The sequence below is a fragment of the Pseudarthrobacter sp. AL07 genome, from assembly GCF_029960665.1.
Taxonomy (GTDB): domain Bacteria; phylum Actinomycetota; class Actinomycetes; order Actinomycetales; family Micrococcaceae; genus Arthrobacter.
This window is the reverse complement of the sequence record NZ_JASBRB010000029.1, coordinates 1-25574: the sequence shown is the minus strand read 5'-3', so window position 1 is coordinate 25574 and position 25574 is coordinate 1. Positions and strand designations below refer to the sequence as shown.

25 protein-coding genes and 3 pseudogenes are annotated in these 25574 nt (G+C 65.9%); 16 read left to right on the top strand and 12 right to left on the bottom strand.

The genetic code is table 11. The annotated features are described in order from the left end of the window. Nucleotides 1-3: 3 nt before the first annotated feature. Genes QK290_RS16285 through QK290_RS16270 form a run of 4 tightly spaced genes read right to left on the bottom strand, consistent with a single transcriptional unit; the run spans nucleotide 4 to nucleotide 3162 of the window. On the bottom strand, nucleotides 4-1002 hold the full coding sequence (locus QK290_RS16285) for a HAMP domain-containing sensor histidine kinase (RefSeq protein ID WP_282331677.1): 999 nt from the start codon (nucleotides 1000-1002) through the stop codon (nucleotides 4-6). Then, a complete protein-coding gene (locus tag QK290_RS16280) occupies nucleotides 995-1663 on the bottom strand; it encodes a response regulator transcription factor (protein ID WP_282331676.1) in 669 nt (222 codons plus the stop codon). The genes QK290_RS16285 and QK290_RS16280 overlap by 8 nt, the downstream gene beginning before the upstream one ends. Before the next feature lie 4 nt (nucleotides 1664-1667). Beyond that, entirely contained in the window at nucleotides 1668-2366 is a 699-nt protein-coding gene (locus QK290_RS16275) for a VTT domain-containing protein (protein ID WP_282331675.1), read from the bottom strand. A gap of 25 nt (nucleotides 2367-2391) precedes the next feature. Continuing rightward, complete coding sequence (locus tag QK290_RS16270; RefSeq protein WP_282331674.1) at nucleotides 2392-3162, bottom strand: phosphatase PAP2 family protein; 771 nt, start codon at nucleotides 3160-3162, stop codon at nucleotides 2392-2394. Between the two features lie 81 nt (nucleotides 3163-3243). Here QK290_RS16270 and QK290_RS16265 point away from each other — a divergent pair. Further along, nucleotides 3244-3720 (top strand): annotated as a pseudogene (locus QK290_RS16265) (cytochrome c oxidase assembly protein); the annotation flags it as partial. A 24-nt stretch (nucleotides 3721-3744) separates the two neighbouring features. Here QK290_RS16265 and QK290_RS16260 read toward each other — a convergent pair. The 4 genes and pseudogenes from QK290_RS16260 to QK290_RS16245 form a co-directional block, all read right to left on the bottom strand. Further along, nucleotides 3745-3879 (bottom strand): annotated as a pseudogene (locus QK290_RS16260) (molybdopterin-dependent oxidoreductase); the annotation flags it as partial. Between the two features lie 82 nt (nucleotides 3880-3961). Then, nucleotides 3962-4138 (bottom strand): annotated as a pseudogene (locus QK290_RS16255) (SDR family NAD(P)-dependent oxidoreductase); the annotation flags it as partial. A 48-nt stretch (nucleotides 4139-4186) separates the two neighbouring features. After that, nucleotides 4187-5191 carry an aldo/keto reductase family protein gene (locus tag QK290_RS16250; protein ID WP_282331673.1) on the bottom strand — a complete coding sequence of 335 codons (1005 nt, stop codon included), beginning with the start codon at nucleotides 5189-5191 and terminating at the stop codon, nucleotides 4187-4189. 91 nt (nucleotides 5192-5282) lie between these two features. Further along, nucleotides 5283-6047, bottom strand: a complete 765-nt coding sequence (locus QK290_RS16245; RefSeq protein ID WP_282331672.1) for a hypothetical protein — start codon at nucleotides 6045-6047, stop codon at nucleotides 5283-5285. A 230-nt stretch (nucleotides 6048-6277) separates the two neighbouring features. On the opposite strand from QK290_RS16245, the gene QK290_RS16240 reads away from it, so the two are divergent. Then, nucleotides 6278-6679: a YchJ family protein gene (locus QK290_RS16240; RefSeq protein WP_282331671.1), complete on the top strand. Its 402-nt coding sequence runs from the start codon at nucleotides 6278-6280 to the stop codon at nucleotides 6677-6679. Between the two features lie 84 nt (nucleotides 6680-6763). On the opposite strand, the gene QK290_RS16235 is transcribed toward QK290_RS16240, so the two are convergent. From QK290_RS16235 to QK290_RS16225, 3 genes are all read right to left on the bottom strand, one after another. Further along, nucleotides 6764-7582 (bottom strand): hypothetical protein, encoded by an 819-nt coding sequence (locus tag QK290_RS16235; protein ID WP_282331670.1) that lies wholly within the window; start codon nucleotides 7580-7582, stop codon nucleotides 6764-6766. Nucleotides 7583-7633: 51 nt separating this feature from the next. Beyond that, a complete protein-coding gene (locus tag QK290_RS16230) occupies nucleotides 7634-9664 on the bottom strand; it encodes an acyl-CoA dehydrogenase family protein (RefSeq protein ID WP_282331669.1) in 2031 nt (676 codons plus the stop codon). A gap of 63 nt (nucleotides 9665-9727) precedes the next feature. Then, on the bottom strand, nucleotides 9728-10027 hold the full coding sequence (locus QK290_RS16225; protein WP_282331668.1) for a hypothetical protein: 300 nt from the start codon (nucleotides 10025-10027) through the stop codon (nucleotides 9728-9730). Between the two features lie 318 nt (nucleotides 10028-10345). On the opposite strand from QK290_RS16225, the gene QK290_RS16220 reads away from it, so the two are divergent. From QK290_RS16220 to QK290_RS16180, 9 genes are all read left to right on the top strand, one after another. Continuing rightward, complete coding sequence (locus QK290_RS16220; protein ID WP_282331667.1) at nucleotides 10346-11806, top strand: DUF3375 family protein; 1461 nt, start codon at nucleotides 10346-10348, stop codon at nucleotides 11804-11806. A 2-nt stretch (nucleotides 11807-11808) separates the two neighbouring features. Continuing rightward, nucleotides 11809-12651: a DUF4194 domain-containing protein gene (locus QK290_RS16215; RefSeq protein ID WP_282331666.1), complete on the top strand. Its 843-nt coding sequence runs from the start codon at nucleotides 11809-11811 to the stop codon at nucleotides 12649-12651. Continuing rightward, entirely contained in the window at nucleotides 12648-16115 is a 3468-nt protein-coding gene (locus tag QK290_RS16210; RefSeq protein WP_282331665.1) for an ATP-binding protein, read from the top strand. Before QK290_RS16215 ends, QK290_RS16210 begins: the two co-directional genes overlap by 4 nt. 184 nt (nucleotides 16116-16299) lie before the next feature. Further along, nucleotides 16300-17391 carry an iron-siderophore ABC transporter substrate-binding protein gene (locus tag QK290_RS16205; RefSeq protein ID WP_282331664.1) on the top strand — a complete coding sequence of 364 codons (1092 nt, stop codon included), beginning with the start codon at nucleotides 16300-16302 and terminating at the stop codon, nucleotides 17389-17391. A gap of 10 nt (nucleotides 17392-17401) precedes the next feature. After that, nucleotides 17402-18523: an iron chelate uptake ABC transporter family permease subunit gene (locus QK290_RS16200; protein WP_282331663.1), complete on the top strand. Its 1122-nt coding sequence runs from the start codon at nucleotides 17402-17404 to the stop codon at nucleotides 18521-18523. Nucleotides 18524-18645: 122 nt separating this feature from the next. Beyond that, entirely contained in the window at nucleotides 18646-19629 is a 984-nt protein-coding gene (locus QK290_RS16195; RefSeq protein WP_282331686.1) for an iron ABC transporter permease, read from the top strand. Nucleotide 19630: 1 nt separating this feature from the next. Beyond that, on the top strand, nucleotides 19631-20446 hold the full coding sequence (locus QK290_RS16190; RefSeq protein ID WP_282331662.1) for an ABC transporter ATP-binding protein: 816 nt from the start codon (nucleotides 19631-19633) through the stop codon (nucleotides 20444-20446). Then, nucleotides 20443-21483 (top strand): siderophore-interacting protein, encoded by a 1041-nt coding sequence (locus tag QK290_RS16185; protein ID WP_282331661.1) that lies wholly within the window; start codon nucleotides 20443-20445, stop codon nucleotides 21481-21483. Before QK290_RS16190 ends, QK290_RS16185 begins: the two co-directional genes overlap by 4 nt. Before the next feature lie 64 nt (nucleotides 21484-21547). After that, nucleotides 21548-22396, top strand: a complete 849-nt coding sequence (locus QK290_RS16180) for an SGNH/GDSL hydrolase family protein (protein ID WP_282331660.1) — start codon at nucleotides 21548-21550, stop codon at nucleotides 22394-22396. Here the strand turns inward: QK290_RS16180 and QK290_RS16175 are convergent. Then, entirely contained in the window at nucleotides 22393-22680 is a 288-nt protein-coding gene (locus QK290_RS16175; RefSeq protein WP_282331659.1) for a YciI family protein, read from the bottom strand. The two genes, QK290_RS16180 and QK290_RS16175, sit on opposite strands and share 4 nt — an antisense overlap. 82 nt (nucleotides 22681-22762) lie before the next feature. Between QK290_RS16175 and QK290_RS16170 the strand changes: the two genes are divergently transcribed. The 5 genes from QK290_RS16170 (at nucleotide 22763) to rpsN (ending at nucleotide 25057) form a co-directional block, all read left to right on the top strand. Next, a complete protein-coding gene (locus QK290_RS16170) occupies nucleotides 22763-23254 on the top strand; it encodes a MarR family transcriptional regulator (RefSeq protein ID WP_282331658.1) in 492 nt (163 codons plus the stop codon). A gap of 75 nt (nucleotides 23255-23329) precedes the next feature. Beyond that, nucleotides 23330-24091 (top strand): SGNH/GDSL hydrolase family protein, encoded by a 762-nt coding sequence (locus tag QK290_RS16165; protein WP_282331656.1) that lies wholly within the window; start codon nucleotides 23330-23332, stop codon nucleotides 24089-24091. A gap of 252 nt (nucleotides 24092-24343) precedes the next feature. Continuing rightward, a complete protein-coding gene (gene rpmB / locus QK290_RS16160) occupies nucleotides 24344-24580 on the top strand; it encodes a 50S ribosomal protein L28 (RefSeq protein WP_056342125.1) in 237 nt (78 codons plus the stop codon). After that, a complete protein-coding gene (gene rpmG / locus QK290_RS16155) occupies nucleotides 24580-24747 on the top strand; it encodes a 50S ribosomal protein L33 (protein WP_013602737.1) in 168 nt (55 codons plus the stop codon). The genes rpmB and rpmG overlap by 1 nt, the downstream gene beginning before the upstream one ends. Before the next feature lie 4 nt (nucleotides 24748-24751). Further along, nucleotides 24752-25057 carry a 30S ribosomal protein S14 gene (rpsN, locus tag QK290_RS16150; protein ID WP_026266887.1) on the top strand — a complete coding sequence of 102 codons (306 nt, stop codon included), beginning with the start codon at nucleotides 24752-24754 and terminating at the stop codon, nucleotides 25055-25057. Nucleotides 25058-25574: the final 517 nt, after the last annotated feature.

Here is a 25574-nt window from a genome sequence, read left to right as displayed (position 1 = left end):
AGTTCAGGGCGTGGCCAGTGGCAGCGTGATCCGCATGGTGGTCCCGCCCGGGCCCGTGCCGGCGATCTCCACCGTTCCGCCGGCGGCGGTGGCCACATCGCGGACCAGCGCCAACCCGATGCCGAAGCTGCGTTGCGCCCTGGTTCCGTCCGGACGCGGCGTCCTGACGAAGCGCTCGAAGATCCTGTCACGCTCGACGCCGGAGATCCCGCTTCCCGTATCCGTCACCGTGATCACCGCGCTGCGCTGGCTCGCTGCCGCGGCGAGGGTGATGGTCCCGCCTGCCGGCGTGTGCGCCAGCGCGTTGTCAGCCAGGGCCAGAATGGCGCGGCGCAAACTGCTTTCGTCGATCCTCGCCAGCGGATGCGCGTCCGCCGTTACAGCTACGCTGACATCCTGGCCGTCAGCGATGGTCCGGACGCTCTCGGCCACGGACTCCACCACCCCCGCCACATCAATGGGTTCCCCCGGGGTTTCTGCAGTGTCTCCCGTTGCGGCCAACAGCAGTTCGTTGACAATTGCCGTCAGGGCTGAGGTGTCCTGCCGGATCCGTGCCAGCGCCTGCCCCGGCTTTGACTCCGGAGGAGTGTCCCGCTGGGCGAGCTGGATCCGCGCGTCCAGGATGGCCAGCGGCGTGCGCAGTTCGTGGCTGGCATCCTGGACGAACCGGCGTTGCAGGGCCATCGCGGCGCCCAGCGGTTCGATGGCGCTGCGGGCACTGAACCAGCCGATCACTCCGGCAAGGACGATCCCCGCCGCGCCGGCGATGATCAGGGCTTTGAGCAGGTCCTTGTAGTCAAGGTACGCAAAATCGGCGGCCTGGCTGGACGTGCCGGGCAGTTCCGGGTGGGACAGCTGGTTGGTCAGGTAGATCGCAGCCCCCGCGAGCAGGCAGAGGACCAGCACGGCGCACGCCGCACTGATGCGTACGGCAATCCTTAGTGAGGCCTTGCGGAGCGTAGCCTGGTCCGGGTCTGCCGCGGCCCGGCGTCGTTCATTCATGGCCGTCCCCGATCTGGTAGCCAACGCCGTGGACAGTGCGGATCACGTTCCGGGAAATCTTACGGCGCAGGTGGTGGACATAGGTATCGATCACGCTCGGCTGGTCGGTGGAGGGAAACACGGCACTGATGAGTTCATCCCGGCTGAAGATACGGTCCGGCTCCGTAGCGAGGGCCGCCAACAACTCGCACTCCTTCGCGGTCAGCGTCACCAGCGGCCCGTATACGGACCGCACGGAACGGCCGACGGCGTTCAGTTCCCAGTCGCCGATACTCACCGTGGGCTGGGCGTAGCTGCGGGTCAGTGCGCGCAGTCGCGCACCCAGCTCGCCGGCGTCGAACGGTTTGGTCATGTAGTCATTGGCCCCTGCATCGAGGCCGCGGACCTTCTCATCCGTTGCACCCAGCGCCGTGAGGATCAGCACCGGCGTGGAAATCCCTTTCGCCCGCAAGGCGCTGATCAGGGCGATGCCGTCCATGCCGGGCAGGCCGCGGTCGACCACCATGACATCCCAGGGCTCCCCGAGGGCGGCGCCCAGGCCAAGCCTTCCGTCCGCCACCAGGCTGACCCGATAGTCGTCTTCCAGCAGCTCGGCAATAAGCGGGCCGAGGACGGGATCGTCCTCAACCAGAAGCAGGGACGGCCGGGCATCTGGTGTCATGGGTCTATTCTTCCGTGGCCAGCGCTTCCACGGGCCGTTCCTCGGATTCTTCGGCGGATTCCTTGGCGGTGCCCTTGTTCTTCCGGCGCTTGAGGTACTCAACGCCCCACGGGATGACGGAGAGCAGGACCATGGCCACGGCGATGAGGTCGATGTTGTTGGCGATGATGTCGAAGTGCCCGAGCCAGGACCCCAGCAGAATCACGGAAGCCGACCACGCCACCGCGCCCACGATGTTCCAGAGCGTGAACTTCCGGTAGGTGTAGTGGGCGATTCCCGCCGCCAGCGGGGCGTACGTGCGCACAATCGGCACAAAGCGGGCCATGACCACCGCGCCCCCGCCGTGCCGGCGGAAGAACTCCTCGGTCCGGGTCAGGTGCGAGGTCTTCAGGATTCGGGCGTCTTCCTTGAACCACCGGCGGCCGAACTTCCGGCCCAGGAAATAGCCCACTTGGTCGCCTGCCACCGCCGCCACGGACACGATGCCGATCAGGAGCGGGAGCGTGAGGTTCAGTTGCTGATGCAGCAGGCCCGCCGTGAACAGGAGCGAGTCTCCGGGCAGGAACGGGAACAGGACTCCGGATTCGATGAAGACCATCCCGGCGATGACCGCCAGGGCGGCCGGCCCCAGGCCCTCAAGGAGCCCCGCGGGATCTAGTGGTGAGGCGGCGGCTACCGTGGCCAGTGCATGAAATGTCTGCATGATGCCTTTCTGCGGGCTGAGAGTCTTAGGGCAGGAATGGACGCGTGACCGCGTTCACCGGCACCCGCTGCCACACCCGGGGCGCCAGCCAGTTCCAGCACCCGCTCAGGAGGATCACAGCCGCGGTGCCCGCCAGGACCGACCCGACGACGTCGGACGGGTAGTGGACGCCGATGTACAGCCGCGACCACGCCACGACGGCCACCACAACCACGCCCGCAACGGCCGCAGACTTTGCCCAGCGCGTCCCGCGGGCCAGGAAATACACGGCGAAGGCAAGAGTCACGGCGAAAGTGACGTGACCGCTCGGAAAACTGTCCGCACCGTTTTCCGGTGCCAGCGGATCGAACAGCAACGCGGAATCCGGGCGCTGCCTGGCCACAAGGACCTTGAAGAATTCGCTCGCCGCCCAGCCTGACACCGCCACCAAGCCAAACGCCACAGCATTGACGGGACTGCGGCGCACCAATAGCAGGAACAGTGCGACGACGGCGATCAGCAGAACCCCGGCCACAGGACCAAACAGCAGGTTCAGGGCCATGGCCAGGCCGGTCAGCAGGGCAACGTGATGCTGGCTGAGGTTCTGGTCCACACCAAGTTCGTCAGTGCTGATACCCGGAACGTCGGCAACGGTGATGCCAAGGACCACGACCGCGGCCGCCAGGACGATCCCCCACAAGGCCCAGAACCGGGGCCGCGGCAGTGCAAGGAGCCGCGTTCCGGCGCCGTTTCGGGCACCGCGGACGATGTCCGCGCGGGCACGGGGCAAACTTTGGCTGTGGACGTTGTCAGGCATCAAATACTCCGGCTCGCTCTCTGCGGCCGGCTGGCCGCTTGAGGACCAGTCTGTTCCAGGGCGCTTAAGGAATCCTTAAGAATGAAGCCCGTCATGGATCGTCCGGCGTTTTCCAAGGAACATCCCTTAGCCTTGGCCTGTGCCCCCTTCGACGTTGTCTTAGGCGCCTGGCGGGTCGGCTGGGCCGCACTGATCCTCATTGTTTCCGCCGGTGTGCTGTACGGGCTCGGCGTCCGGACGGCCACGGCCAATGGCCGCCGTTGGCCGTGGTGGCGGACCGCTGCGTTCTACCTGCTGGGTCTGGGATCCCTGACGGTCCTTACCTGCGGCTTCCCTGGTGTGTACAGCGCTGACCTGCGGTGGGCGTCCACGCTGAAAATCTCCTTGCTGCTCTTTGTGGTGCCGCTGCTGATAGGGCTGGGGAAACCCATCTCCCTGGCCCGTGCAGCGCTTCGCACCGCGGGCCTCGTACGGCTGAACACCGTACTGTCCCACCGGGTGGTGCGCTTCTTCAGCAATTCGCTGGCCGCCCCGCTGCTGACGGTTGGCGTTCCGTTGCTGGGCCTGCTGATGGCGCTTCCCATCGCCGCCGTTCATTTCGTAGGCAAGCACGACGTCGGGCCGCAGCGTCTCACGAATGGGCAGGCTGCGTGCGTACTGCTGCCGGACACCGCCTTGCATCCCCGCGTCCGTGCCGGTGAAAACAGCCTCCACGGCGGTCTCCAGGGGACCGTGATGGCGGGGTCCCGTTTGAGGGCGCCGAGGCTGAGCTCAAGCGACCCGCATAGTGCAGGCCGACGGAGACCATGAACAGGGTATGCACCCCGGCCAGGGCGGCCCGTGCCTGTGCAGCGTCCGCGTAACTGGTGACGGCCGGAACGGCACCGTCGAGCTCCGGCGCGCGGCCGGCGTCGCGCACCAGAAGCCGCTGCGCGCTGCCCGCGTCGGCCAGCAGCCGGGCCACCTGGCCGCCCAGCCAGCCGGTGGACCCGGTGACGGCGAGTTCCGGGGGAGCAGCGCTCTCCTAGGCTTCGCGGGTGGCGGGGGACTTGGTGTGCGCCGGATCGCGTTCGGCGAGCGAGCCGATGGCGTCGTCGATCTTCTTCATGGTCTCCGGCTCCAGGACCACACCCGCGGCGGCAACGCTGTCAGCGATCTGCTCAGGGCGGGACGCGCCCACAATGGCCGAGGCAACGTTCGGGTTCTGCAGGACCCAGGCCACCGCGAGCTGCGGCATGGTGAGCCCTGCTTCCGCGGCGATCGGCTTGAGGTCCTGGACACCGGCGAGCACGTCATCGCGCATCCAGCGCTCGATCATCCGGGCGCCGCCCTTGTCATCCGTGGCACGGCTGCCCGCGGGTGCAGGCTGGCCGGGCAGGTATTTGCCGCTCAGCACGCCCTGCCCCATCGGGGACCAGACAATCTGGGAGACACCCAGCTCTTCGGATGCCGGCACCACCTCCGCCTCGATGACGCGCCACAGCATGTTGTACTGCGGCTGGTTGGAGATCAGTTGGAAGCCCAGTTCCTTGGACAGTGCGTGGCCGGCGCGGAGCTGCTCCGCCGTCCACTCGCTGACGCCGATGTACAACGCTTTGCCCTGCCGCACGATGTCCGCGAACGCCTGCATGGTTTCTTCCAGCGGCGTCTCGAAGTCGTATCGGTGGGCCTGGTAGAGGTCCACGTAGTCCGTCTGCAGCCTGCTGAGCGAGCCGTTGATGGACTCCATGATGTGCTTGCGGGACAGGCCAAGATCGTTCTTGCCCTTGGGGCCGGTAGGGCCGTAGACCTTGGTGAAGATCTCCAGGGACTCCCGGCGTTCGCCCTTCAACGCCTCGCCGAGGACGGTTTCCGCCGCAGTGTTGGCGTAGACGTCTGCCGTGTCGAAGGTGCTGATGCCGGCGTCGAGCGCGGCCCGCACGCACTGGGTGGCGACGTCGTTCTCCACCTGTGAGCCGTGCGTCAGCCAGTTGCCGAATGTGATTTCCGAGACTTTGAAGCCGCTGTTTCCGAGGTATCTGAATTCCATGGTTTCCACGGTAGTCGAGATAGTTGCTCAGGATAAGGGCTTTCCGGGTTGTGAGCAGTGACGGTTCGTGACGCCTTGGCGCCCCGCGGTCCTAGCGCCGGTCGGCAGGCAGTTTGGTCTTGAGGACCTTCGCGTGGCCGGACAGCGACACCAGCGATCCGGTATCCAGCAGGGACAACGGTACGGGGACGGGCGGCTTCGTGAACGAGCGGGCGGCCCCAGTGACGGCGGCCTCACGGGTGAGGTTGTCGCGGTTGGCGTTCTCGGGTCCTGGGTTGTCCTGATGCAGCGCCGACTCCACCAGCGGAGCCACCGCCTCCACCTTCTCTGCGGGAACGGAGGGACCGGGAAGATCACGCACCGAGATCCTGATTTCGGGGGCGGCCGCACGGGCGCGCGCCATGGCCCGGGCATCCGCCTCGGCCACCGCCGCGGCCCAGTCCTCGGCGAGAACCGGCGGCTCCTTGCGGGCCGCGGTAAGCATCGGGTGCTGCGCCACCTCATGGTGGAAGCGGGGCCGAAGTTCGGAGGGTTTCAGCAAATTGCGGCCGTTCCGCAGGGCCTTGCGCCACTCGCGTGGTGTGCTCACTACGGCCACGGCAGCGCCGTCGTCGTGCGTTGCAGGAGGGGCGTCCGACGGCGGCACTGGCTCGCCGGTCAGCCGAACCAGGGGGAGGGTTTCGTTTTTCGGGAGCCGGCCGAAAAAGGCCATCGCGGTCAGGACTAACAGCCGCCCGACGCCGGCAAGCAGCAAGGTGATGACAACCAGCAGGAACAGGCCCAGGAACATCAGGAAAGCCAGGCCGAGCGTGCCGAAAAAAGTCAGGTTGAGAGCGATCGTCGTTGAATCTCCCATGTCATCTCTCCTCTCTGCCGGCGGCGGAGTCCGTCCCGGCACTCATCACCACGGGCAACAGCCCCCTACCACCTTACGGACTATTTTTCCGTCCGGCGGGCTCCGGGCGGGGTTCGTCCGAGGTTGTTTCGAAGCTGTTACCGGATATGACAACACCGGCCGCGCCCTATAGTCGAAAGGGATCCACCAGGCCGCCGGAAAGCGGTCCGGCCAACCGAGACAGGAGCGCCATGCCCGAGAATCCGATTAACGCCGGCCCGTGCGTTTGCCTGTCCGGCGAGGCTTACGCGGAGTGCTGCGGGCGGTTCCATGGTGGCGGGGCCGACGCGGCCACGGCAGATCAGCTGATGCGCTCCCGCTACAGCGCGTTTGTCCTGCTGGACACCGAATACCTCCGAAAAACCTGGCACCCGGATACTGCGCCTTCGGATCTGGAGCTGGACCCGGCCATGGAGTGGCGCCGCCTGGACATCCTGTCCACAAGCCGCGGCGGCCCGTTGGACACTGAGGGAACCGTGGAGTTCAAGGCTCACTACCGGCAAGACGGCGAACGTGGAGTCCACCACGAAACCAGCCGTTTTGTCCGGCAAAACCGCCGCTGGTATTACGTCGACGCCGTGAGGCTCGCCTGACTGCCCTGTTGCGTCTCGCCAGGGAAAATGCCCGTGCCCACCATCCGGGCGCGGTCGGCCTCCTAAGGCTCAGCTGCGGTACGTTCAGCCGCTGTACGTTTCGTCCGGGGTAAAGCCGGCCCGGTCCACCTTGCGGTGGAAGTGCATGCCCGCCAGGCCGCCGAGCACGGCGCCGACGAGCGCGACCAGGGCCACTACGGCGGCGGCAATGATGCTGGTGAGGGTCAGTTCGCCTTCGTTGATGGGGATTCGCGGGAAGCTGTTCAGGTTGGCCAGGACATTGAACTGTTGGCCCGCGATGATGCCCAGCAGAGCAATCACTACTGCGGCTATCAGCGCCCAGATCCACACCATAAAGCCCTGCCGGGCGCCGTTAAACCGGGCCATCCGGCCGGCAACGTAGCCGCCGGAGTAATAGGAGACGAACAGGATCGCCAGCAGGACGATGATGCCCACCAGCCCGACGGCGCCGTTCGTCGTCACCTGGTTGACGGCGTCATTTACGTCGGTGTTGTTCGCCAGGCCTACGGCAGTTCCGGCTGCGGCCACAAAGGCTGTGAGCAGGACAGCCATGCCGGTGGCTGCGAGCCAGCCAAAAAAGGCCGAGCCCACCTTGATGCCGCCGAACCGTTCCTTTTCCCTGGCTACGGCCGTCTGCTGATCGGTCAGGCGCGGATCAGTCAGGCGGGGATCCAGCACTGAAGAGTCGGCCACCGGCGCTTGGGCAGCCGGGGCATAGCCCTGCTCGGCGTAGTCCGGCTCGGCATAGGGCGCCGGCGACTGATCGAAGGCGCGCGTGGGCTCACCACCGGCGAAGGCTTGGTCACGAGCAGTTTCATTCCGTAGATTCTCGTTCCGCGTCGTCGGCGGAAATCTGTCCTCAGGGTCCGTTTGGTTGCTCATGCGTCAACTCAACCACTGGTGGCCAGCGATAACAAGGATGCTTATGAGTTGCTAGCGGTACTTCCGGTGCAGGTTTTCCTTGGTTGACGCACCCGGCGTGGCATCGGCGATCCACGGACCGGTGCCTTCCGACGGATCCAGTACTCCCGCTTCAAGCCAGGTGTAATCCCCGGCCAGGACCTTGCGCGAAAGGATATGGTCGCCGTCGTCGGTGTTCCGCCAGAGCTGGTCAAAGTACTCGTCAATCCGGACGCGGGCCTGCTCGCAGTATGCGTCGGCGAGTTCGTAGGCAGCGGCGGCATGTTCCGGCGTGGTGCGAAGGATCATCTCGGCCCGTGAACAGCATCCTGCCATGGCGAACAGCTCGGCGCCGATGTCCACCACCCGGCCCAGGAATGCCTGCTTGTACTCCAGCTTCGCCTGCCAGCGACCCATGCCGTAGAACGTCTGGCGGGCCAGCCGGCGCGAGGACCGCTCCACAAAGCGCAGGTGCTTGGCCAGCCTGCCGAAGTCGCTGTAGGACCGGGGGTCCATTCCGGCGCCGGCAACGAGTGTGGGCAGCCACCGGGCATAAAAGCCGGAAGCCCCGACGGCGGCCCTCGCCTTGTCCTGGAGGCTGGCATCCACGGACGCAAGGTCGCCGGCGGCCGCAAGGTGGGCGTCCACGGCTTCCCGGGCGATGAGGAGTTTCATGATCTCCGAGGAGCCCTCAAAGATCCGGTTGATCCGGAGGTCGCGCAACTGCTGCTCTGCCGGAACCGCCCGTTCTCCCCGGGCTTCCAGGGAGTCGGCCGTCTCGAAGCCACGGCCGCCGCGGATCTGGACCAGTTCGTCGGCGATCCGGCAGCTGATCTCGGAGGACCACAGCTTGGCCAGGGCGGCCTCGATCCGCACGTCCTTCTGCCCGGCGTCGGCGAGTTCCGCGGACAGTTCGAAGACGGCATCCAGGGCGAAGGTGGACGCGGCGATGAAGGCGATCTTCTTGCCCACGGCCTCGTGTTGGCCCACCGGCCGACCCCACTGGGTGCGGGCGTTGGACCATTCCCGGGCGATCTTCAGGCTCCAGCGGCCGGACGCCACGCACAACGCCGGAAGGGCGAGCCGGCCCGTGTTCAGCGTGGTGAGCGCGATCTTCAGGCCCTGGCCCTCGCGGCCCAGCCTGTTGGCTGCGGACACCCGCACCTGGTGGAACCGGGTGACGCCGTTTTCGATGCCACGCAGCCCCATAAAAGTGTTGCGGTTCTCCACGGTGATGCCGGGGGAGTCCATTTCCACTACAAAGGCGCTGATGCCGCCCTTTTGGTCGGTGCCCTCCGCATCGGTGTGGGCCGGCACCACGGCCATCACCACCACCAGCTCGGCGATCACGCCGTTGGTGGTCCAAAGCTTCACGCCGTCCAGGACGTAACTCCCGCCGTCGTCCGTGGGAACGGCGGTGCTGCCCATCCGGGCGGGATCGCTGCCAACGTCCGGTTCGGTCAGGAGGAATGCGGTGATGGCTCCGGCGGCGCAGCGCGGCAGGTACTCGTGTTTCTGGTCCGGCGTGCCGAAGACCTTCACGGGCTCGGGGACACCGATGGACTGATGCGCGGAGATCAGGGCGCCGATGCTGGGGTGGACACTGCCGAGCAGCGCCAGGGCCCTGCCGTAGTAGACCAGGGACAGGCCGAGTCCGCCGTACTCCTGCGGGATCTTCATACCAAAGACGCCCAGGCCCGCCAGGCCCTGGAGGTACTCGTCCGGGATCCTGGCCTCGCGTTCGATCATGCGGCCGGACATGGTGCGGGCGTATGCGGTGAGGCGTTCCATAAAGGATTCGCCGCGTTCCACGTCATCGGACTTTGCCTTCGGCCAGGGGTGGATAAGGCTGAGGTCGAAAGTCCCCAGGTACAGTCCCTTGGCGAAGCTGGGCCGGTCCCAGTCGAGCTCGCGGGAGGCTTCAGCAAGGGCGCGGGCATCCGCCGCGGTGGCTTCGGACCCGATATTGGCGGTTGCGACGGGGACTTCGGCGTCCAGGGCGTCGGTGGCCGGAATATGGGTGGCGGGCGGGTTCGTGGCGGGACTGTCAGTGGCGGAGCTCATGGGGTATCTCCTCTGCCCGGGATGGCCGGTTCAAGCCATGGATCCGCCGGGTTGGAGAACCCCTCAGCTGTCTCTCAATATTACCCGCGGGTAGCTTCCAGTGCTAGGGGATGGCTGGCCCTGGAAGTCCCCCGGGGATCCGGTGGAGGCGTGGTGGACCAGCCTGTCCCAGCCGCTGTTGATCCCATGGACCACCGTTAGCAGCGTCGTGGAGGCGAGGAACCAGGCGAACTTGCCTACCCCCACCAGGACCAGGGCCAGGAAGCCTGCTGTCAGGACGAAACCCACCAGGACCAGGCCAAACACCAGGGTTCCGATGAACACCATGGTGGCCGTCTCCACTGCACTTAAGTCGAACTGCATTGTTCCCCCTGCTGCGCCGTTGCTTCGGTTGAGATCAGTAGCATGAGCGTAGGGGTCCTTGGGCGCCCCAGCCAGAGTTGCCCCGCCGTCAGGCCCGGTTGATACGGGATCGCAATGCTACCGGGAGGTAGGTCACGGAGCGGTCGCGGAAGCCCCCTCCGTTCCCAACCAACGCGGGGTCACTTCGCGCCCGTGTTGACCCTTGTGATGGGCGCTAAGTGACCCCGCGTTGCTTGCGGAAGGTGCGTTAACCTTGTAGTTGGCAGTTTTCGCGATCCGCGCTGCCCAGCCCATCCCCCAGCAGCTGAAGGAGAGCGCGTGCCCCGCTCCGCCAGGTCATCCGCTGACGCGATCAGTGCCCGGCTCCGGGACCTCGAACTCCTTACCAAAGGACCCGCCTGGGCCCTGACACGCTCGGCGCCCTGGGTGATTGCGGTGCTCCAGGCCTCCTTTACCCGCACACGTCCGCAGCTTCCGCTCGAGGAGTTCCACGCCGACGTCGACTCCTTCCTTGAGCAGCTCCGGCGCCAGGAACCCGGGCCGGGTGGCGCCGCCATCGGCACGTCGTCCGGCAGGAACTATGCGGACGAGTGGACGCGCAAGCATTTCCTGACCCGGCGCAACCAGTCGGGGCAGATCGTTTACGAGGTGACGGAACCGGCCGCCCGCGTGCTCGCTTTCCTGGACAGCCTCTCCAGCGAGCGTTCCACGCTGAATGGTTCCCGGCTGGGTACCCTGCTGGGCGACGTGGAGAAGCTGGCCAATGAGACCAACCCGGACCAGAGTGCCCGGCTGGAATCCCTTGAGGACGAGATCGGGGAACGGCGGCAGCTGATCCAGGACATCAGCTCCGGCGACTTTGACGGCCTGCTGGACGACGACGAAGCCGTGGAAGCCGCCGGGAACATCCTGGACCTCGCCGCCAGCCTGCCCGCCGACTACAAAAAGATGCGCGACCGCATCGAGGAACTGGTGGGCGAGTTGCGCAACCAGATCATCGAGGAGTCCCTGAGCAAGGGTGCCACCATGGCGCAGGTGCTCGAGGCGGATAAGCGGCTGCGGCAGAGTCCCGAGGGCAGGACCTTCCGATCCTTCACCGCGTTCCTGGAAGACCCGCAGCAGCAGGTCCGGTTCCGTTCGGCCATCGGCGAAGTCCTCGGCCGGCAGTTCGCCGACGACCTTTCGCCGGAGGACCGCGAGACGCTCAAGAACCTGGTGGCCGAGCTCCGCCACCAGCACAGCCAGATCCAGCGGATCTACGGCAAGCTCAGCGAAAGCCTGAACACCTACGTCCAGAGCGACGACTTCCGCCAGTCCGTCCGTCTCCGCAAGGTGCTGCGCGAAGCCGAGCAGGCCATCAGGTCCCTGCCGTATGAACGCGAACGGCCGGGCCTGGTCCGCGGTCCGGTGCTGTTCAACGCCGGGTTCGAATCGCTGGCCATGGTCAAGCTGTACGACCCGGACGAATTTGCCGTCCCGCCCAAGCTGGCGGACCCCATCGCCTTCAGCGACTCAGACCGGGTGCGCTCGCCGAGAACAGGCAAAGCCCGTCCCGAGGCCATCCGGGCCGCCGTGGCCGGCGCGTCCACCCTGGCCGAGGCCTGGGGACAGCTCCCTCCCGAGGAGCAGCACATCAACTCCATCCGTGCACTCCTCTCGCACGCCCTCCAGGAAGGCGCGGCCTTTGACCGCGACGGCTGGGATGGCCTGGACTACGAACAGATCGACGGCACCACCCGCACGGCGTACCTGCCGGTGGTCACCCTCAAGAAGGATTGACGATGACTGAAGAAATTACGACGGCGGCACCTCCCGTTGAGGAGCGCGAGAACACCCAAGTGCTCGAGCCCGAGGCGCACGGGATTTCGACAGGCTTAATCACCAGGGGTGCCGGAGTCACGCCCCGGGACACGTTTGTGGACGGTGCGGCACTGTTTCCCGGCGATACCGGGGTTCTCTCGATGAAGGTGCGCCAGGCGCTGGTCAAGCTACTCAAGGGTCCGTACGTTGACGGCGGCCGCGACGAGAAGCTGTGGACCACGCTGCTGGACAACCAGATCATCCTGCGCAGCCGCCTGTCCGAGCTGTTCCTGAGCCTGCAGCTGGACCACGAACGCAAGATCGCCGTCCTGCGCCCGGTGGATCCTGAGGCCATTGGCGGCAGTGGCCGATCAAGCATCCTGCGCCAGCAGCGTGCCCTGAGCCGGGTGGAGACCATCGTGCTGCTCCGCCTGCGGATGCTGTTGGACCGCCACGTCACGGCCCAGACCGATGCGACCATCACCCGCGAGGAAATCGCTGACCTCGTGGCCCACTACCAGCCCGCCGGACAGCAGGACGCGCTGCGGGATTCGGACGTGGTCACCCGGGCCATCACGAAGCTCCTGGCCCGCCAACTGCTCCTCACCACAGGCCTGGAGGATGTCTACACCATCTCCAATGCCCTCCCGCTGGCTCTCCCCTTCGAAAACATCGGCGACATCCCTGCCCAAATCGAAGCCCTGGTTGCAGCCACCGCAGACCCAACAGGCACAGAAGCGCTTATAGAGCTCGACTCCGACCCGGGTGCCGAGGACGACGATGCCGCCACGGCCTCGACCCCCGAAACGGGGGAAGCCAAGTGAGCATCGCAACCATGCTGCCGATGGGTGACCTCACGAATCCCGGCCAGATGCGCCTGGCTTTGGTGCAGGTGGTCAACTGGGGCACGTTCCACGGGGCGCATACGATGCACGTGGACCGGAACGGAACCCTGCTGACGGGCAACTCGGGCGTGGGCAAGTCCACGTTGTTTGATGCCATGCTGCGGGTATTTGATGCCCGGCCGCGCTCCAACGAGGCCGCGGCCCAGCGTGCCGGCGGTGCTGTGGAGGACAAGCGGACCACGTTTACCTATATGCGCGGCAAGGTGGGCGACAAGGCGGTGGGCGAAGGCTCGGCCAGTGCGTTCCAGCGCCCCGGTGCCACCTGGTCCGCCGTCGCCCTGACGTTCGATAACGCCGCGGGCACCCGCATCACGGTGTCCGCCCTGTTCGACCTGCCCAAAAACGGCACGGAGTCCAGCGTTGGGCGTTTCTACGTGATCGACAGCAAGCCGCTGGACCTGCCGGCCATCGAGGACATCGCGGAGAAGCGCTTCACCAAAGCTGCGTTGGAGACGATCTTCCCGGACGCCCAGATCTTCGATGTGCACAAGGCCTTCGCGGAGCGTTTCCGCCGCCTCCTGGGCATCAGCTCGGACCAGGCATTGCCCCTGCTGCGGGTAATCCAGGCCGGCAAGGGCCTGGGCGGCAGCGTTAATACCTTCTTCCGCGACCAGGTCCTGGACCCCCCGGCCACGCTGGCCGCGGCGGACGACGTGGTGGAGGAGTTCAGCAACCTGATGTCCATCCGGCAGCGGCTGGAGGACGTGCGGCAGCAGCGCGACCAGCTGGCCCCGGTGCCCGGTCTGAACAAGGAATATGCGCAGTCGCTCCTGGACGCAAACCGGCTCCGCGGGCTGTCGGGCGAGGAGTTCGAAGCCTACAAGCAGCAGCTCGCGGTCAAGGTGCACCAGAAGACCCTTGCCCGGTTCAAGGACCTGGCCCAGGTGAAAGCCAAGGAGCTCGGCGGGGAACGTTCCATCCGCGACGGGCTGGCCAAGGAACTGCGCCAGCTGGAGGCCGATTACAACAACCAGGGCGGCAACGCGATTTCCGCGATCGAGCAGTCGCTGGACAACGCCAAGGTGGGGCTGCGGCTCCGCGAGCAGGTGGAGGAGGCAGCCCGCAAGGCCCTGTCCGACGCCGGCCTGCAGCTGGAGTGGACCGATGCGGGGTGGGAGCAGGCCCACGAGCAGGCTGCCGCCAGATCGGCCGAGCTCAAGGATGACTCGCAGGCCCTGCAAGAGCTCCGCTTCGAAGCCTTCGACGGCCACGCCACCAAAAAGCGTGAGCTGGCAGCAGCCCAGCAGGAGCTGCTGTCCCTGAAGACGCGCAAGTCCCTGCTGCCGCCGTCGAGCATTGAAAACCGGGCGGCCATCGCCGCGGCCACCGGCGTTCCTGAGGACCGCATGCCGTTCGGCGGCGAGCTGATGGACCTCGCCGAAGGGGAGGAACACTGGCGGCCGGCCGCGGAGCGTGCCCTCCGGAACCTCGCCACCACGTTGCTGGTCCCCGGCGAACATTTCGCCGCGGTGACCCGCTACCTGAACGACAACAAAGTACGTGGCGCCCTGCGCGCGGTGGACGTATCCAAGCCGCTCGCGGGCGGCGCCCTCGCCGTGGAGGACGCGCGCGACGGCGATCTGATCACCAAGCTGGACATCCTCGCCAGCGGCGCGGTGGCGGACGCCGGGGAATGGATCCGGGAGCGGATCGCCCTCGATTTCGCCTACCCGTGCGTCGAGGACCCGAATGAGCTGGCCACTCTGGACAAGGGCCTGAGCCTGGGCGGTGTGGTCAAACGCAACCGGCACACGGTAGAGAAGGACGACCGGTTCACCAGCCGCCAGGACTACGTGCTCGGGTTCGACAACGCCGCCAAGCTGGAACTTGTGGCCGCCCAGGTGGAGGACCTGCAGCAGGAACTCGCCAAGGCCGCCGAGCTGGCGCAGAGCCGTGAAGAGTCGCACCAGGGCATGAGCCGGCAGCTCGATGCCCTCCGCCGGATCGCGGAGGACCACCGGCACTGGGAACAGGTGTCCGCTGCCGTCGCCGCCGATGAACTCACCCGGATTGAACAGCGGCTCAAGGATGCCCTCGCCGCCCAGGCCGACCTGGAACCGCTGCGGGCCAACATCGAAACGGCGCGGCAGAAACACCAGGCCAGCACCGAAGCCGCAGCAGTCCTGCAGAGCGAATACAAGGCACTGGACCGGCAGCTGAGCGCTGCCGATTCGCTGCTGGAAGCCGCGCGTGCCCGCCTGGAGCAGGTGCCGCCGTCGGATGCCACCGTCAATGCGCTGGAGCCGTACTTCACTGACTTCGGCGACGTCAGCGAGATGCATGAGCTGGACAACCTGGCCAACCGCGTCCGGACGGCGCTGCTCGGGGAGCTGCACGCCGCCGAGACGCGCGGGCAGGCAACCTCCGAACGGCTGACCCGGATCTTCGAGGGCTTTGTGCGCGAGTGGGGCTCCGCGATCTCCGCGGACCACGGCACCGCCATCGGGGCCGCGGGGGAGTTCGAAGGCCGCTACCACGCCATCATCAGCGACGGGCTGCCCGCCCAGGAGTCCGAGTTCCGGCAGTTCTTCAACCAGCGCACGCACGAATCCTTCAGCACGCTGCTGCACCTGCTGGACGAGGAGCGGCGGTCCATCACCAGCCGCATCCTGCCGCTCAACGGCATCCTGTCCGAGGTCAACTTCCACGAGGGCAGCTTCCTGGAACTGGACATCAAGCAGACACTGCCGGCCACGGCCAAGCAGTTCAAGGACGCCATCCAGAACGCACTGAAGGCCCGGCACACGCGGCCCACTCGCGCGGGTTCCGGCCCGGAAACCGGGGGAGGCGACGACGCCGAGCTCACCGCCCGGTACAAGACCCTCGAAACGCTCGTAAAGCGGCTCGGCTCACCCACCCCCGAGGACCGGCGCTGGCGCGCCGAAGTGCTGGACGTCCGCGGGCACCTGTTCATCCAGTGCAAGGAGCACCGGGACGTGGCCGGGCCGGCGTCGGGCAGGAAGGGCGGCGGCAAGCGGACCGACGTCTACATGCACGCGGACACCGGCTCCATGTCCGGCGGCGAGCGGCAGCGCTTCACGGCGTTCATCATGGCCGCGGCGCTGAGCTACCAGCTGGGCATCGCCGAGCAGGGATTCACCACCTACGGCACCGTGATGATGGATGAGGCGTTTGTGCTGGCCTCTGAGGAGTTTGCCGGCGCCGGGATCAAGGCGCTGCACGAGTTCGGATTCCAGTTGCTCCTGGCCGCCCCGGAGAACGTGATCGACCTGTCCCGGCACCTGGGCTCGGTGACCGAGATCCTGCGGGACAAGCGCACCAACCGCTCCGGCGTGCTCACCGCTCCGGTAATCCGGCCCAGGCCCGGCGCGGAAGGTCAGTGGCGGTCCGAGGCGAACCCCGTGGACATCGTGCTCCGCTAACCAGTCTCCAATACCCCAACGCGGGGTCACATTACGCCCAAAATCCCCGCCGGGAAGGGCCATATGTGACCCCGCTTTGCTATTCGGTGCGTCACGTAATCAATTACGCAATACAAAGCTTTTCTAATTATTAGCAGGCTAGGCTACCCTTACTTAGGTTCGCATCATTCACCTAAGGAGTTCCGTGATTTCCCCCCTCTTCTACGGCCCGAGTGCCACCCGCCGTACGCTGTTCAAATCAGCCGGCAAGGCAACGGCCGTTCTGGCCGCCGCGGCGCTCACACTGTCCGCCTGCTCCACCGGCCCCGCGTCCTCCACCTCGGACGCCAGCAGCTCCAGCTCCGGCAGCTCGCAGTTCCCGGTCACCATCAAGCACGTCTTCGGTGAAACCACAGTCAAGGCACAGCCCAAGCGCGTAGTCACCGTTTCCTGGGTCAACGACGACGTTGCCCTTGCCCTCGGCGTTGTCCCGGTGGGCGTCCCGAAGAACGAATGGGGCGGCAACGGGCAGGGCTCCACTCCGTGGAAGGATGCGGCGCTGAAAGAGCTCGGCGCCAGCTTCGGTTCCGACAAGGCTCCGGTCCAGTTCTCCGAGGCCGACGGCATCAACTTCACCGAGATCGCCAAGCTCACCCCTGACGTCATCCTGGCCGCCTACTCCGGCCTGACCGAAGAGGACTACAAGAAGCTCACCGAGATCGCACCGGTGGTGGCCCACCCCGAGGTTGCCTACGGAACCTCCTGGCAGGATTCAACTTCCATCATCGGCAAGGCGCTGGGCAAGGAGGCTGAGGCTACCAAGCTCATCGCCGACACTGAGGCCACCGTCAAGACGGAAGCTGCCAAGTACCCGCAGATTGCCGGCAAGAGCTTCATCTACGGCAACCTGGAGCCCGCTTCGGCTGACGGCGTCAACATCTACACCGCCAACGACAACCGCCCCCGCTTCCTGAGCGGGATCGGTATGAAGCTCGCATCTGTTGTGGAGGAGAACTCGAAGGGCTCCAAGGAGTTCTTCATCCCGTGGTCCGCTGAAAAGGCCAACGAGCTTGAGGCCGACGTGTTTGTGACCTGGGTTCCGGACGCCGCCACCGCCGATTCCATTAAGTCCGATCCCCTGATTGGCCAAATCCCGGCTGTCAAGAGCGGCGCCCTGGTTGCCGATTCGGACAACACCCTGACGCTGTCCATCTCCGCCGCGTCACCGTTGAGCCTGCCGTGGTCACTGGACACGTTCCTCCCGCAGCTGGCAACCGCCGCGGATGCAGTGAAGTAAGCACCGTTCCATGACGGAAAGTACGACGACGGCACCCGCCGGACAGCGCGAACGGACACTTGGGGCCCCGGTCGGATCGCAACGAGGGCCCCAAGTGTCCGTTCGCGCCGGTCGAGGGGCTGGCGACGGCGGGAAGGCCAGAACCAGGCAGGGTGCCTGGCTGCTGGCCGCCGTCGTCGTACTTTCTCTATTAGCCGCCACTTCCTTGGCCATCGGCGCCCGGGGCCTTTCCCTGGCCACTGTGTGGCAGGCGCTCACCCAGTTCGACGCCGCCAACGGGGACCACGCCGTGGTCCACGCGCGCATCCCCCGCACCGTCCTCGGCATCCTTGCCGGCGGTGCCCTGGGCCTGGCCGGCGCCGCCATGCAGGGCGTTGCCCGCAATCCGCTGGCAGATCCGGGCATTATGGGCGTTAATGCCGGCGCCGCGCTGGCCGTGGTCACCGGCATCTACCTTTTTGGCGTTACCTCCCTGAGCGGCTACATCTGGTTCGCTTTCATCGGCGCCGGAGCCGCCGCCGTCGTGGTTTATCTCGTCGCGTCCATGGGCAGGGACGGGGCGACGCCCGTCAAGCTTGCCCTCGCCGGGGCCGCGCTTAACGCCGGGCTCTATTCCCTGATGAGCGTCATTCTCGTCTCCAGCCAGGACACCCTGGACCGCTTCCGTTTCTGGCAGGTGGGCGGAATCTCCGGCCGCGACTGGGCAGTGGTGCTCCCGGGCCTCCCGTTCCTCGCCGTCGGGGCAGCCATTATTCTCGGCACCAGCCGCATCCTCAACAGCCTCGCGCTGGGTGATGACATCGCCCGCGGGCTCGGCCAGCGTGTGGGCCTGACGCGTGGGGTGACCGCCCTGGGCATTGTGCTGCTGTGCGGCTCCGCGACGGCCTTGGCAGGACCCATCGGCTTTGTTGGCCTGGTCATTCCGCACGCGGTCCGCTCACTCACCGGCCCCGACTACCGCTGGATCCTGCCGTTCTCCCTGGTCCTCGCGCCGGCACTTTTGCTCGGCGCGGACATCATCGGCCGCGTCGTGCTGCTTCCCGGCGAGGTCCCGGCCGGCATCATGACCGCACTCGTGGGCGCGCCCGTCTTCGTCTGGCTCATCCGCCGCGGCAAGGGGGCCGGACTGTGAACCTCGTCGAAACCAAACCCCCCGTTGACCTATCACTTCCGGTTGCCAAAACCGGGTTTTGGCGACCAAAACTGATAGCGCAACATTGGCGGACCGTCGCCCTGACATTCGGCGTTGTGGTTATGTTCTCGGTTTACGTGCTCCTGGGCAGCTACACCGTGACTGTTCCGGACTTTTTCAAGATCCTCATCGGGCACTTGACCGGCGGCGAGAAAATCCCCGGCGCAAGCTTCATCGTCATGGAGAACAAACTGCCCCGGGCCGTCATCGGCGTAATGATCGGCGCCGCGTTCGGGCTCTCCGGCGGCCTGTTCCAGACCATGCTCCGCAACCCGCTGGCCAGCCCGGACGTGATCGGCATCAGCTACGGTGCGAGCGCGGCCGCGGTCACCGCCATCGTGATCTTCGGCGCCACCGGTCCGGCCGTGTCCGGAGCGGCACTCGGCGGCGCGCTGGGCATCGCAGCCCTGATCTACGCCATCTCCCGCGGACCGTCACTGGGCTCAGGCGGCGGCATCCGGGGGAACGCCGCGGGCAACCGGCTGATTCTGGCCGGTGTGGGCATCGCCGCCGCCCTGCATGCGGTGGTCAACTTCATGATGACCCGCGCGGACATCCGCACGGCAGCCGACGCCCTCGTCTGGCTCAACGGCTCCCTCAACTCCGCCAACTGGGACCGGGCCGGCATGCTCGCACTCGCGCTGCTGGTCCTGGTCCCCGCCGTCATCGCCCTTGCCGGGCCGCTGCGCATCCTGGAACTCGGCGACGACGCCGCGGCCGGGCTGGGCATCCGCGTCGGGTTCGCCCGCCTCGCCGTGGTGGTCACCGCCGTCGCACTCGCCGCGGTGGCGACGGCGGCTGCCGGGCCGGTCTCGTTCGTCGCCTTCCTGGCCGGGCCCATCGCCCGGCGCTTCACCCTAAAAGCCAGCCTCCCGGCGTCGGCCCTGGTGGGTGCGCTGATTGTCCTCACCGCCGATTACATCGCGGCCAACCTTGCCCCCTTGGTGCTGGACGGCACCGTGCTGCCCGTCGGCGTTATTACCGGCGCGCTCGGCGCCCCGTTCCTGCTGTGGCTTCTGGTCACGGCCAACCGAAAGGATGCCTGACATGGCCGTTCTCAGCGCCCAGGACCTCACCCTAAAATACGACCAGCGCTGCGTGGTGGACGGCCTCACGGCGGAAATCCCCGAAGGCAAGGTGACCATGATCGTGGGCGCCAACGCCTGCGGTAAATCCACGTTCCTCCGCGGCCTGTCCCGCCTTCTCAAACCGGCAGCCGGCGTGGTCGCGCTGGACGGCAAGGACATCCACGCACGCCCGGCCCGTGAACTGGCGCGCACCCTGGGCCTCCTCCCGCAGCACCCCACAGCGCCGGACGGCATCGCCGTCCGCGACCTCGTGGGCCGCGGCCGGTATCCGCACCAGGGCTTCTTCCGCAGCTGGAGCACGGAGGACGACGCCGCTGTGCAGCGCGCGCTCGAGGCGACGGAAACGCTGGAACTCGCTGAGCGGAACGTCGATGAACTCTCCGGCGGTCAGCGCCAACGGGTCTGGATCGCCATGGCGCTGGCCCAGGAAACCGAGGTGCTCCTGCTGGACGAACCCACCACCTACCTGGACCTGGCGCACCAGGTGGAAGTCCTGGACCTGGTCACGGACCTGAACCGCAAGCGCGGCACCACCGTGGCTATCGTCCTGCACGATCTGAACCTGGCAGCACGCTACGCGGACCACGTCATCGCCATGAAGGGCGGCGAGATTGTGGCCCTGGGAGACCCCCTTGACGTTGTCACCGAAAAGATGGTCCGGGACGTCTTCGGCCTGGCGTCCCGGGTCATTCCCGATCCTGTCTCGGGCACGCCACTGATTATCCCCATCGGCCGCCACCACAGCACCGCAACAGAACTGGAGCTCGTTTCATGAAGACCCGCGACATCGCCGCCACCGAGCCCATGACTCTGGCCTTCGAGGTGATCGTTTCCTCGGTGCAGGAGCTGAGTCCCAACTTCCTCCGGATCACCTTTGGCGGGTACTCGCTGCGGGACTTCGGCGTTAACGGCGACACCCTCGATCTGCGGATCAAACTGATGATCCCGTCCCTGGCATCCGACGGCACGCAACTGCCCCTGCCGGTCTTCGAAATGGAGCAGGCCGGCTGGTACCGGGAATGGCTTGCGATGGACCCCGCTGTGCGCGGCTCGATGCGCACGTACACGGTCCGCCAGTCCCGGCTTGATGCCGTGTATCCGGAAATTGACGTTGACTTCGTGATGCATTTCGACGCGGATGGCCACGGCGGTCCGGCCGCGAACTGGGCCCTGAACGCCAAGCCGGGCGATGCGATCACCCTCATCGGCCCCAACAGCCGTGCCGCCCAGTGCTACACCGCCGAGGTCTACGGCGGCATCGAGTGGCGGCCCGGAATGGCCCAGCGTGTCCTGCTCGCCGGCGACGAAACCGCCATTCCCGCCATCTCCGCCATCCTCGAAAGCCTGCCGTCCTACATGAGCGGCCACGCCCTCCTGGAAGTACCGGAAGCCGGCGACTTCCTCGACCTCAAGACAGACGCCGACATCGACATCACCTGGCTCGCCCGCGGTGCCGCCATCGGCCGCTCACGCCTGCACGGCGAGCTGCTGCGGCAGGCGGTGCGCGTGGCGGTTCCCGTTCCCGGCTGGGTGGGCATCAAAGCGTCCGACGCCGGCGCGGGCCCGGAGCCCGAAGACGTCAACGTGGACGTGGACATCCTCTGGGAGACGCCCGCGCGGATGCGGACAGCCGAAATCGAGGCCACCAAGAACCCCGCCATGCCCGCCGGCGCCATGCCTTTCTATGCCTGGATCGCCGGTGAGGCAGCCGTTATCAAGGACATGCGGCGGTACCTTGTACGCGACGTCGGTATCGACCGCAAGCAGGTCGCCTTCATGGGGTACTGGCGGCAGGGTAAGGCCGAGCTCTAAGACCTCCCCCCTGCTGTTGCTTGGGGTTAACCTTGGCGTAGTTTTGTATGGCTAGGTTGGTCGCGTGGATGTCTCTCCCTTACTGCCTGCGCGGAATGGGCGGCGTGTCTTTGTTGCCCTTGGGGATTCCTTTACCGAGGGCGTGGGGGACCGGGATGAGCGGCTGCCAAACGGCGTGCGGGGATGGGCTGACCGGGTGGCGGAGAAGCTGGCCAGGGCTGAGCCGGGCTGGGAATACGCCAACCTTGCTATCCGGAGCAAGCGCCTACAGCACATCATCAGCGAGCAGTTAGAGCCGGCCCTCGCCATGAAGCCCGCGCTGGTCACCCTGTATGCCGGCGGCAACGACATCCTGGACATTGGCACGGACATGGCCACCCTGATGGACGAGTACGAAAGCTTCGTGGCGCAGCTGGCCGGGAGCGGGGCCACGGTGGTCCTGTTCACCGGCTTCGACGTCAAAGTATCAGTCGTCCTGGAGCTGCTGAAGAAGCGGAACACGGTCTACAACCAGCGAGTCCGCGAGATCGCCGCTAAGCATGGGGCGATCCTGGTGGATTACTGGTGCCTGGACGCCTTCCATGACCGTCGGATGTGGGACTCGGACCGCCTCCATATGTCCAAGGCGGGCCATAAGTACCTCGCCGGGCAGGTCCTGGACCAGCTCGGGGTGCCGCACAAGATCCGCCCGAAGGACTGGGACCCGCCGGCCCGGCTCAGCCTGCGGGAGTGGGAGCTGCGGCAGCGGCGTTGGGTCAATGACTGGGTGCTGCCGCTCTTCGGCCGCAAAATCAGGGGCGTCACGCTTGGGGATGCGTTGGCGCCGCGCTGGCCGGAACCCGTCAAGGTGCCGCGGAAGCGTGGGCTGAAGAAGCTAGCGGATAAAACCAGGGCAGCTGCGGAGAAGTCCTAGGTGTCCAGCAGGTTTTCGTAGCCCTCTGCCACGGTCGTGGCGGTGAATTCGATGACCTCGAACTCGGCCACACCGTTGCTGTAGAAGGGGTCCCTGGCCAACGCAGCATCCAGTGTGGTTCGGTTGGCCTTGGACAACAGCACACCGCCCACCGCCGGAACCAGGCGTCCGGACGCAAGGAACACGCCGTCGTCGAACGCCTGCTTAACCCAGGCCATATGGGCAGGGCGGTGATAGTCCACAATGTCTTCGGGCACCTTGTAGGTCAGCGATACAACAAACATAAAGCCAGCCTACTCGGACGGGTCCAGGGGTACTGGTGCGTCACTTGAACGCTCAACCACGCTCTGCTTCTAGAATGGACGCATGACCGAACCGCGCTGGCTCAACGCCGACGAACGACGTGCCTGGCTGGCACTCCTGAGCATCAACACGTTGCTGCCGGCTGCCCTGGACAACCAGCTCCACACCGCCGGCAAGGTGTCCCTGTTCGATTACAACGTCATGGCCATGCTGTCCGAAGCCGAGGGCCGTTTCCTGCCGATGAGCCAGCTGGCCGCCCGCACCAGTTCGTCGCTGTCCCGGCTCTCGCACGTGGTCTCCAAACTGGAGAAGCGCGGATGGCTGGAGCGGCGTCCTCATCCCCGCGATGCCAGGGTCACCACCGCACACCTGTCCGACGTCGGGATGGCCACCCTGGAAGCGCTCGCACCAGGGCACGTGGAGGCAGTCCGTACCAAGTTCCTGGATGCCCTGACCGACCGCGACGTCAATGACCTCGCCCGTATCGGCGAAAAGATCGTGGCCCGGCTGGACGATGACCACTGGATCCTGCGTGAGACGGAAAACGGGCAATAAGCCGTCGCTCTGGCGGCCACCGACCGGACAGGCCCCGTCTTGGTTGCTCCCGGCAACAGATGAAAGACTGACGCTATGGACTTTTCGACCCGGTATGTAGCGCTTGGCGACTCCTTCACGGAGGGGGTCGGGGATGACGACCCCAGCCGTCCCAACAGAGTCCGCGGCTGGGCGGACCGTGTGGCGGAGCAGCTGGGCGCGGCGGATCCCGGCTTCGGCTACGCCAACCTGGCCATCCGCGGCAGGAAGCTCCGCCAGATCATGGCAGAACAGGTGGACGCCGCCGTCGAGCTTAACCCCACCTTGGTGACCATTTACGCAGGTGCCAACGACATTCTGCGGCCCAGGATCGACATCGACGAACTCCTGGCGGAATACGACGCCGGCATCCGCAAGCTGGCGGCCACCGGCGCCACCGTGGTGATGTTCACCGGCTTTGACGCGCGCGGCTCCAAGGTTTTCAGCACCATGCGCGGCCGCACCGCCATCTACAACGAACTGGTCCGCGGCATTGCCGGGGACCACGGTGCGTTGCTGGTGGATTACTGGCGCTTCAACGAGTATTACGACTGGGGCATGTGGGCGCAGGACCGGATGCACATGTCCGCCGCCGGGCATGCCAACATGGCCAAACGGGTCCTCACCGTCCTGGAGCGCGACCACTCGATCGAAGTCCCGCCCATGACCCCGGTGCCCGAGCTGAACCGGGCCGAAGCCCTCCGCGCCAACGCCCGGTGGGTCCGCGAATTTGCCGGGCCGTGGGTGGTCCGCCGCGTCACCGGCAAGTCTTCGGGGGACGGCCTGGCACAGAAGTACGCGCAGCTCACGCGCCTGTGAAGCAGCGCCCTCTTATACACCGTCCGGGCCCGGATTGGTCTTTAATTGCGTGAACTCGTAGACTTGGTGAGCGCTAAGTGCGCGGAGCGTGCGCAATTGCTCCGGTGGCCCGGTAATTTTCGCCAGGGTAGCCGGTAGTTAGGGGCTCAAGTTGCGTGACTAACCGTTCACCCTGATCACTTTGGGTCGCACTTAGCCGCATGATTCTGCAGCAGATATGCGGATCATTACATTCAATTTTGAGGAGAAGTCATGGCAGCACACTGCCAAGTGACCGGAGCCGAGCCGGGCTTTGGGCACAGCATTTCGCACTCGCACCGTCGCAACAAGCGTCGGTTCGATCCGAACATCCAGAAGAAGCGCTACTGGGTTCCGTCCCTGCGCCGTAACGTCACTCTGCAGCTTTCTGCAAAGGGCATCAAGACCATCGACGTGCGCGGCATCGACGTAGTCGTCGCCGCCATCCTTGCTCGGGGAGTGAAGCTCTAATGGCTAAGGACAAGGACGTACGTCCGATCATCAAGCTCAAGTCGACTGCGGGCACGGGTTACACCTACGTGACGCGGAAGAACCGTCGTAACGACCCGGACCGTATGGTTCTGAAGAAGTACGATCCCAAGATCCGTCAGCACGTCGAATTCCGAGAGGAGCGCTAAACACATGGCTAAGAAGTCAATGATCGCAAAGAACGAACAGCGTAAAGTCATCGTTGAGCGTTACGCTGCAAAGCGCCTCGAACTGAAGAAGGCTCTGGTTGACCCCAACTCGACCGACGAAGTTCGCGAAGCTGCACGCCTCGGCCTGCAGAAGCTTCCCCGCAACGCGTCGCCCGTCCGTCTGCGTAACCGCGACATCATCGACGGCCGTCCCCGCGGTACCTTCCAGAAGTTCGGTATCTCCCGTGTTCGCTTCCGCGACATGGCTCACCGTGGTGAGCTCCCGGGTATCACCAAGTCTTCCTGGTAATCCAGCACTGCTGATTCCAGCTGCTTAAGAAGGGCCGGCAACCGTTTGGTTGCCGGCCCTTCTGCGTTTAAGGCTTTCGGTGATCGGGCTGTCCCCGGTGGTTGCGCCCCTCTGGCGATCGAGCTCGTCGAGGTCCTCGCCGCGGCGGAGGCCGTTGTGCTGCAGCACACAGAAGTCACGAACGACGGCGGTGCCCGGTTTTGGGTGCCGATGCCGGTTTTGGGCCCGGAATGGCGGGGTTAGGGCCCGTTGTGGGGGTGGATTTGCGGTGGGGGTTGGGTGGGTGTATTGTTTTCTAAGTCGCCGCGAGGGGAACAGTGAAGAGCTGGTTACCGCGGGCGGCCAAACCCCCTAATTCAAGACCAAATGTTGGTTGTTCTTTTGGGCGCCTTTGTTTGGTGGGGATGTGTTTTCTGCTGGTGTGGGTCCTGGAATATGGATTTGCATCGGGGTGGGAAACCGGGTAAGTTTGAAAAGTTGCTCCGGAGCGATCCACGGCTGATAAATGGTTGTGGTG

Bases quoted from the DNA above. Each gene is read 5' to 3' on its own strand.
- rpsN (WP_026266887.1), top strand. From the start codon at position 24,752: ATGGCTAAGAAGTCAATGATCGCAAAGAACGAACAGCGTAAAGTCATC.
- rpmB (WP_056342125.1), top strand. From the start codon at position 24,344: ATGGCAGCACACTGCCAAGTGACCGGAGCCGAGCCGGGCTTTGGGCAC.
- QK290_RS16195 (WP_282331686.1), top strand. From the start codon at position 18,646: ATGTTCTCGGTTTACGTGCTCCTGGGCAGCTACACCGTGACTGTTCCG.
- QK290_RS16245 (WP_282331672.1), bottom strand. From the start codon at position 6,047: ATGGGAGATTCAACGACGATCGCTCTCAACCTGACTTTTTTCGGCACG.
- QK290_RS16165 (WP_282331656.1), top strand. From the start codon at position 23,330: ATGGACTTTTCGACCCGGTATGTAGCGCTTGGCGACTCCTTCACGGAG.
- QK290_RS16190 (WP_282331662.1), top strand. From the start codon at position 19,631: ATGGCCGTTCTCAGCGCCCAGGACCTCACCCTAAAATACGACCAGCGC.
- QK290_RS16175 (WP_282331659.1), bottom strand. From the start codon at position 22,680: ATGTTTGTTGTATCGCTGACCTACAAGGTGCCCGAAGACATTGTGGAC.
- QK290_RS16185 (WP_282331661.1), top strand. From the start codon at position 20,443: ATGAAGACCCGCGACATCGCCGCCACCGAGCCCATGACTCTGGCCTTC.
- QK290_RS16280 (WP_282331676.1), bottom strand. From the start codon at position 1,663: ATGACACCAGATGCCCGGCCGTCCCTGCTTCTGGTTGAGGACGATCCC.
- QK290_RS16215 (WP_282331666.1), top strand. From the start codon at position 11,809: ATGACTGAAGAAATTACGACGGCGGCACCTCCCGTTGAGGAGCGCGAG.
- QK290_RS16270 (WP_282331674.1), bottom strand. From the start codon at position 3,162: ATGCCTGACAACGTCCACAGCCAAAGTTTGCCCCGTGCCCGCGCGGAC.
- QK290_RS16275 (WP_282331675.1), bottom strand. From the start codon at position 2,366: ATGCAGACATTTCATGCACTGGCCACGGTAGCCGCCGCCTCACCACTA.
- QK290_RS16240 (WP_282331671.1), top strand. From the start codon at position 6,278: ATGCCCGAGAATCCGATTAACGCCGGCCCGTGCGTTTGCCTGTCCGGC.
- QK290_RS16230 (WP_282331669.1), bottom strand. From the start codon at position 9,664: ATGAGCTCCGCCACTGACAGTCCCGCCACGAACCCGCCCGCCACCCAT.
- rpmG (WP_013602737.1), top strand. From the start codon at position 24,580: ATGGCTAAGGACAAGGACGTACGTCCGATCATCAAGCTCAAGTCGACT.
- QK290_RS16235 (WP_282331670.1), bottom strand. From the start codon at position 7,582: ATGAGCAACCAAACGGACCCTGAGGACAGATTTCCGCCGACGACGCGG.
- QK290_RS16200 (WP_282331663.1), top strand. From the start codon at position 17,402: ATGACGGAAAGTACGACGACGGCACCCGCCGGACAGCGCGAACGGACA.
- QK290_RS16250 (WP_282331673.1), bottom strand. From the start codon at position 5,191: ATGGAATTCAGATACCTCGGAAACAGCGGCTTCAAAGTCTCGGAAATC.
- QK290_RS16170 (WP_282331658.1), top strand. From the start codon at position 22,763: ATGACCGAACCGCGCTGGCTCAACGCCGACGAACGACGTGCCTGGCTG.
- QK290_RS16225 (WP_282331668.1), bottom strand. From the start codon at position 10,027: ATGCAGTTCGACTTAAGTGCAGTGGAGACGGCCACCATGGTGTTCATC.
- QK290_RS16285 (WP_282331677.1), bottom strand. From the start codon at position 1,002: ATGAATGAACGACGCCGGGCCGCGGCAGACCCGGACCAGGCTACGCTC.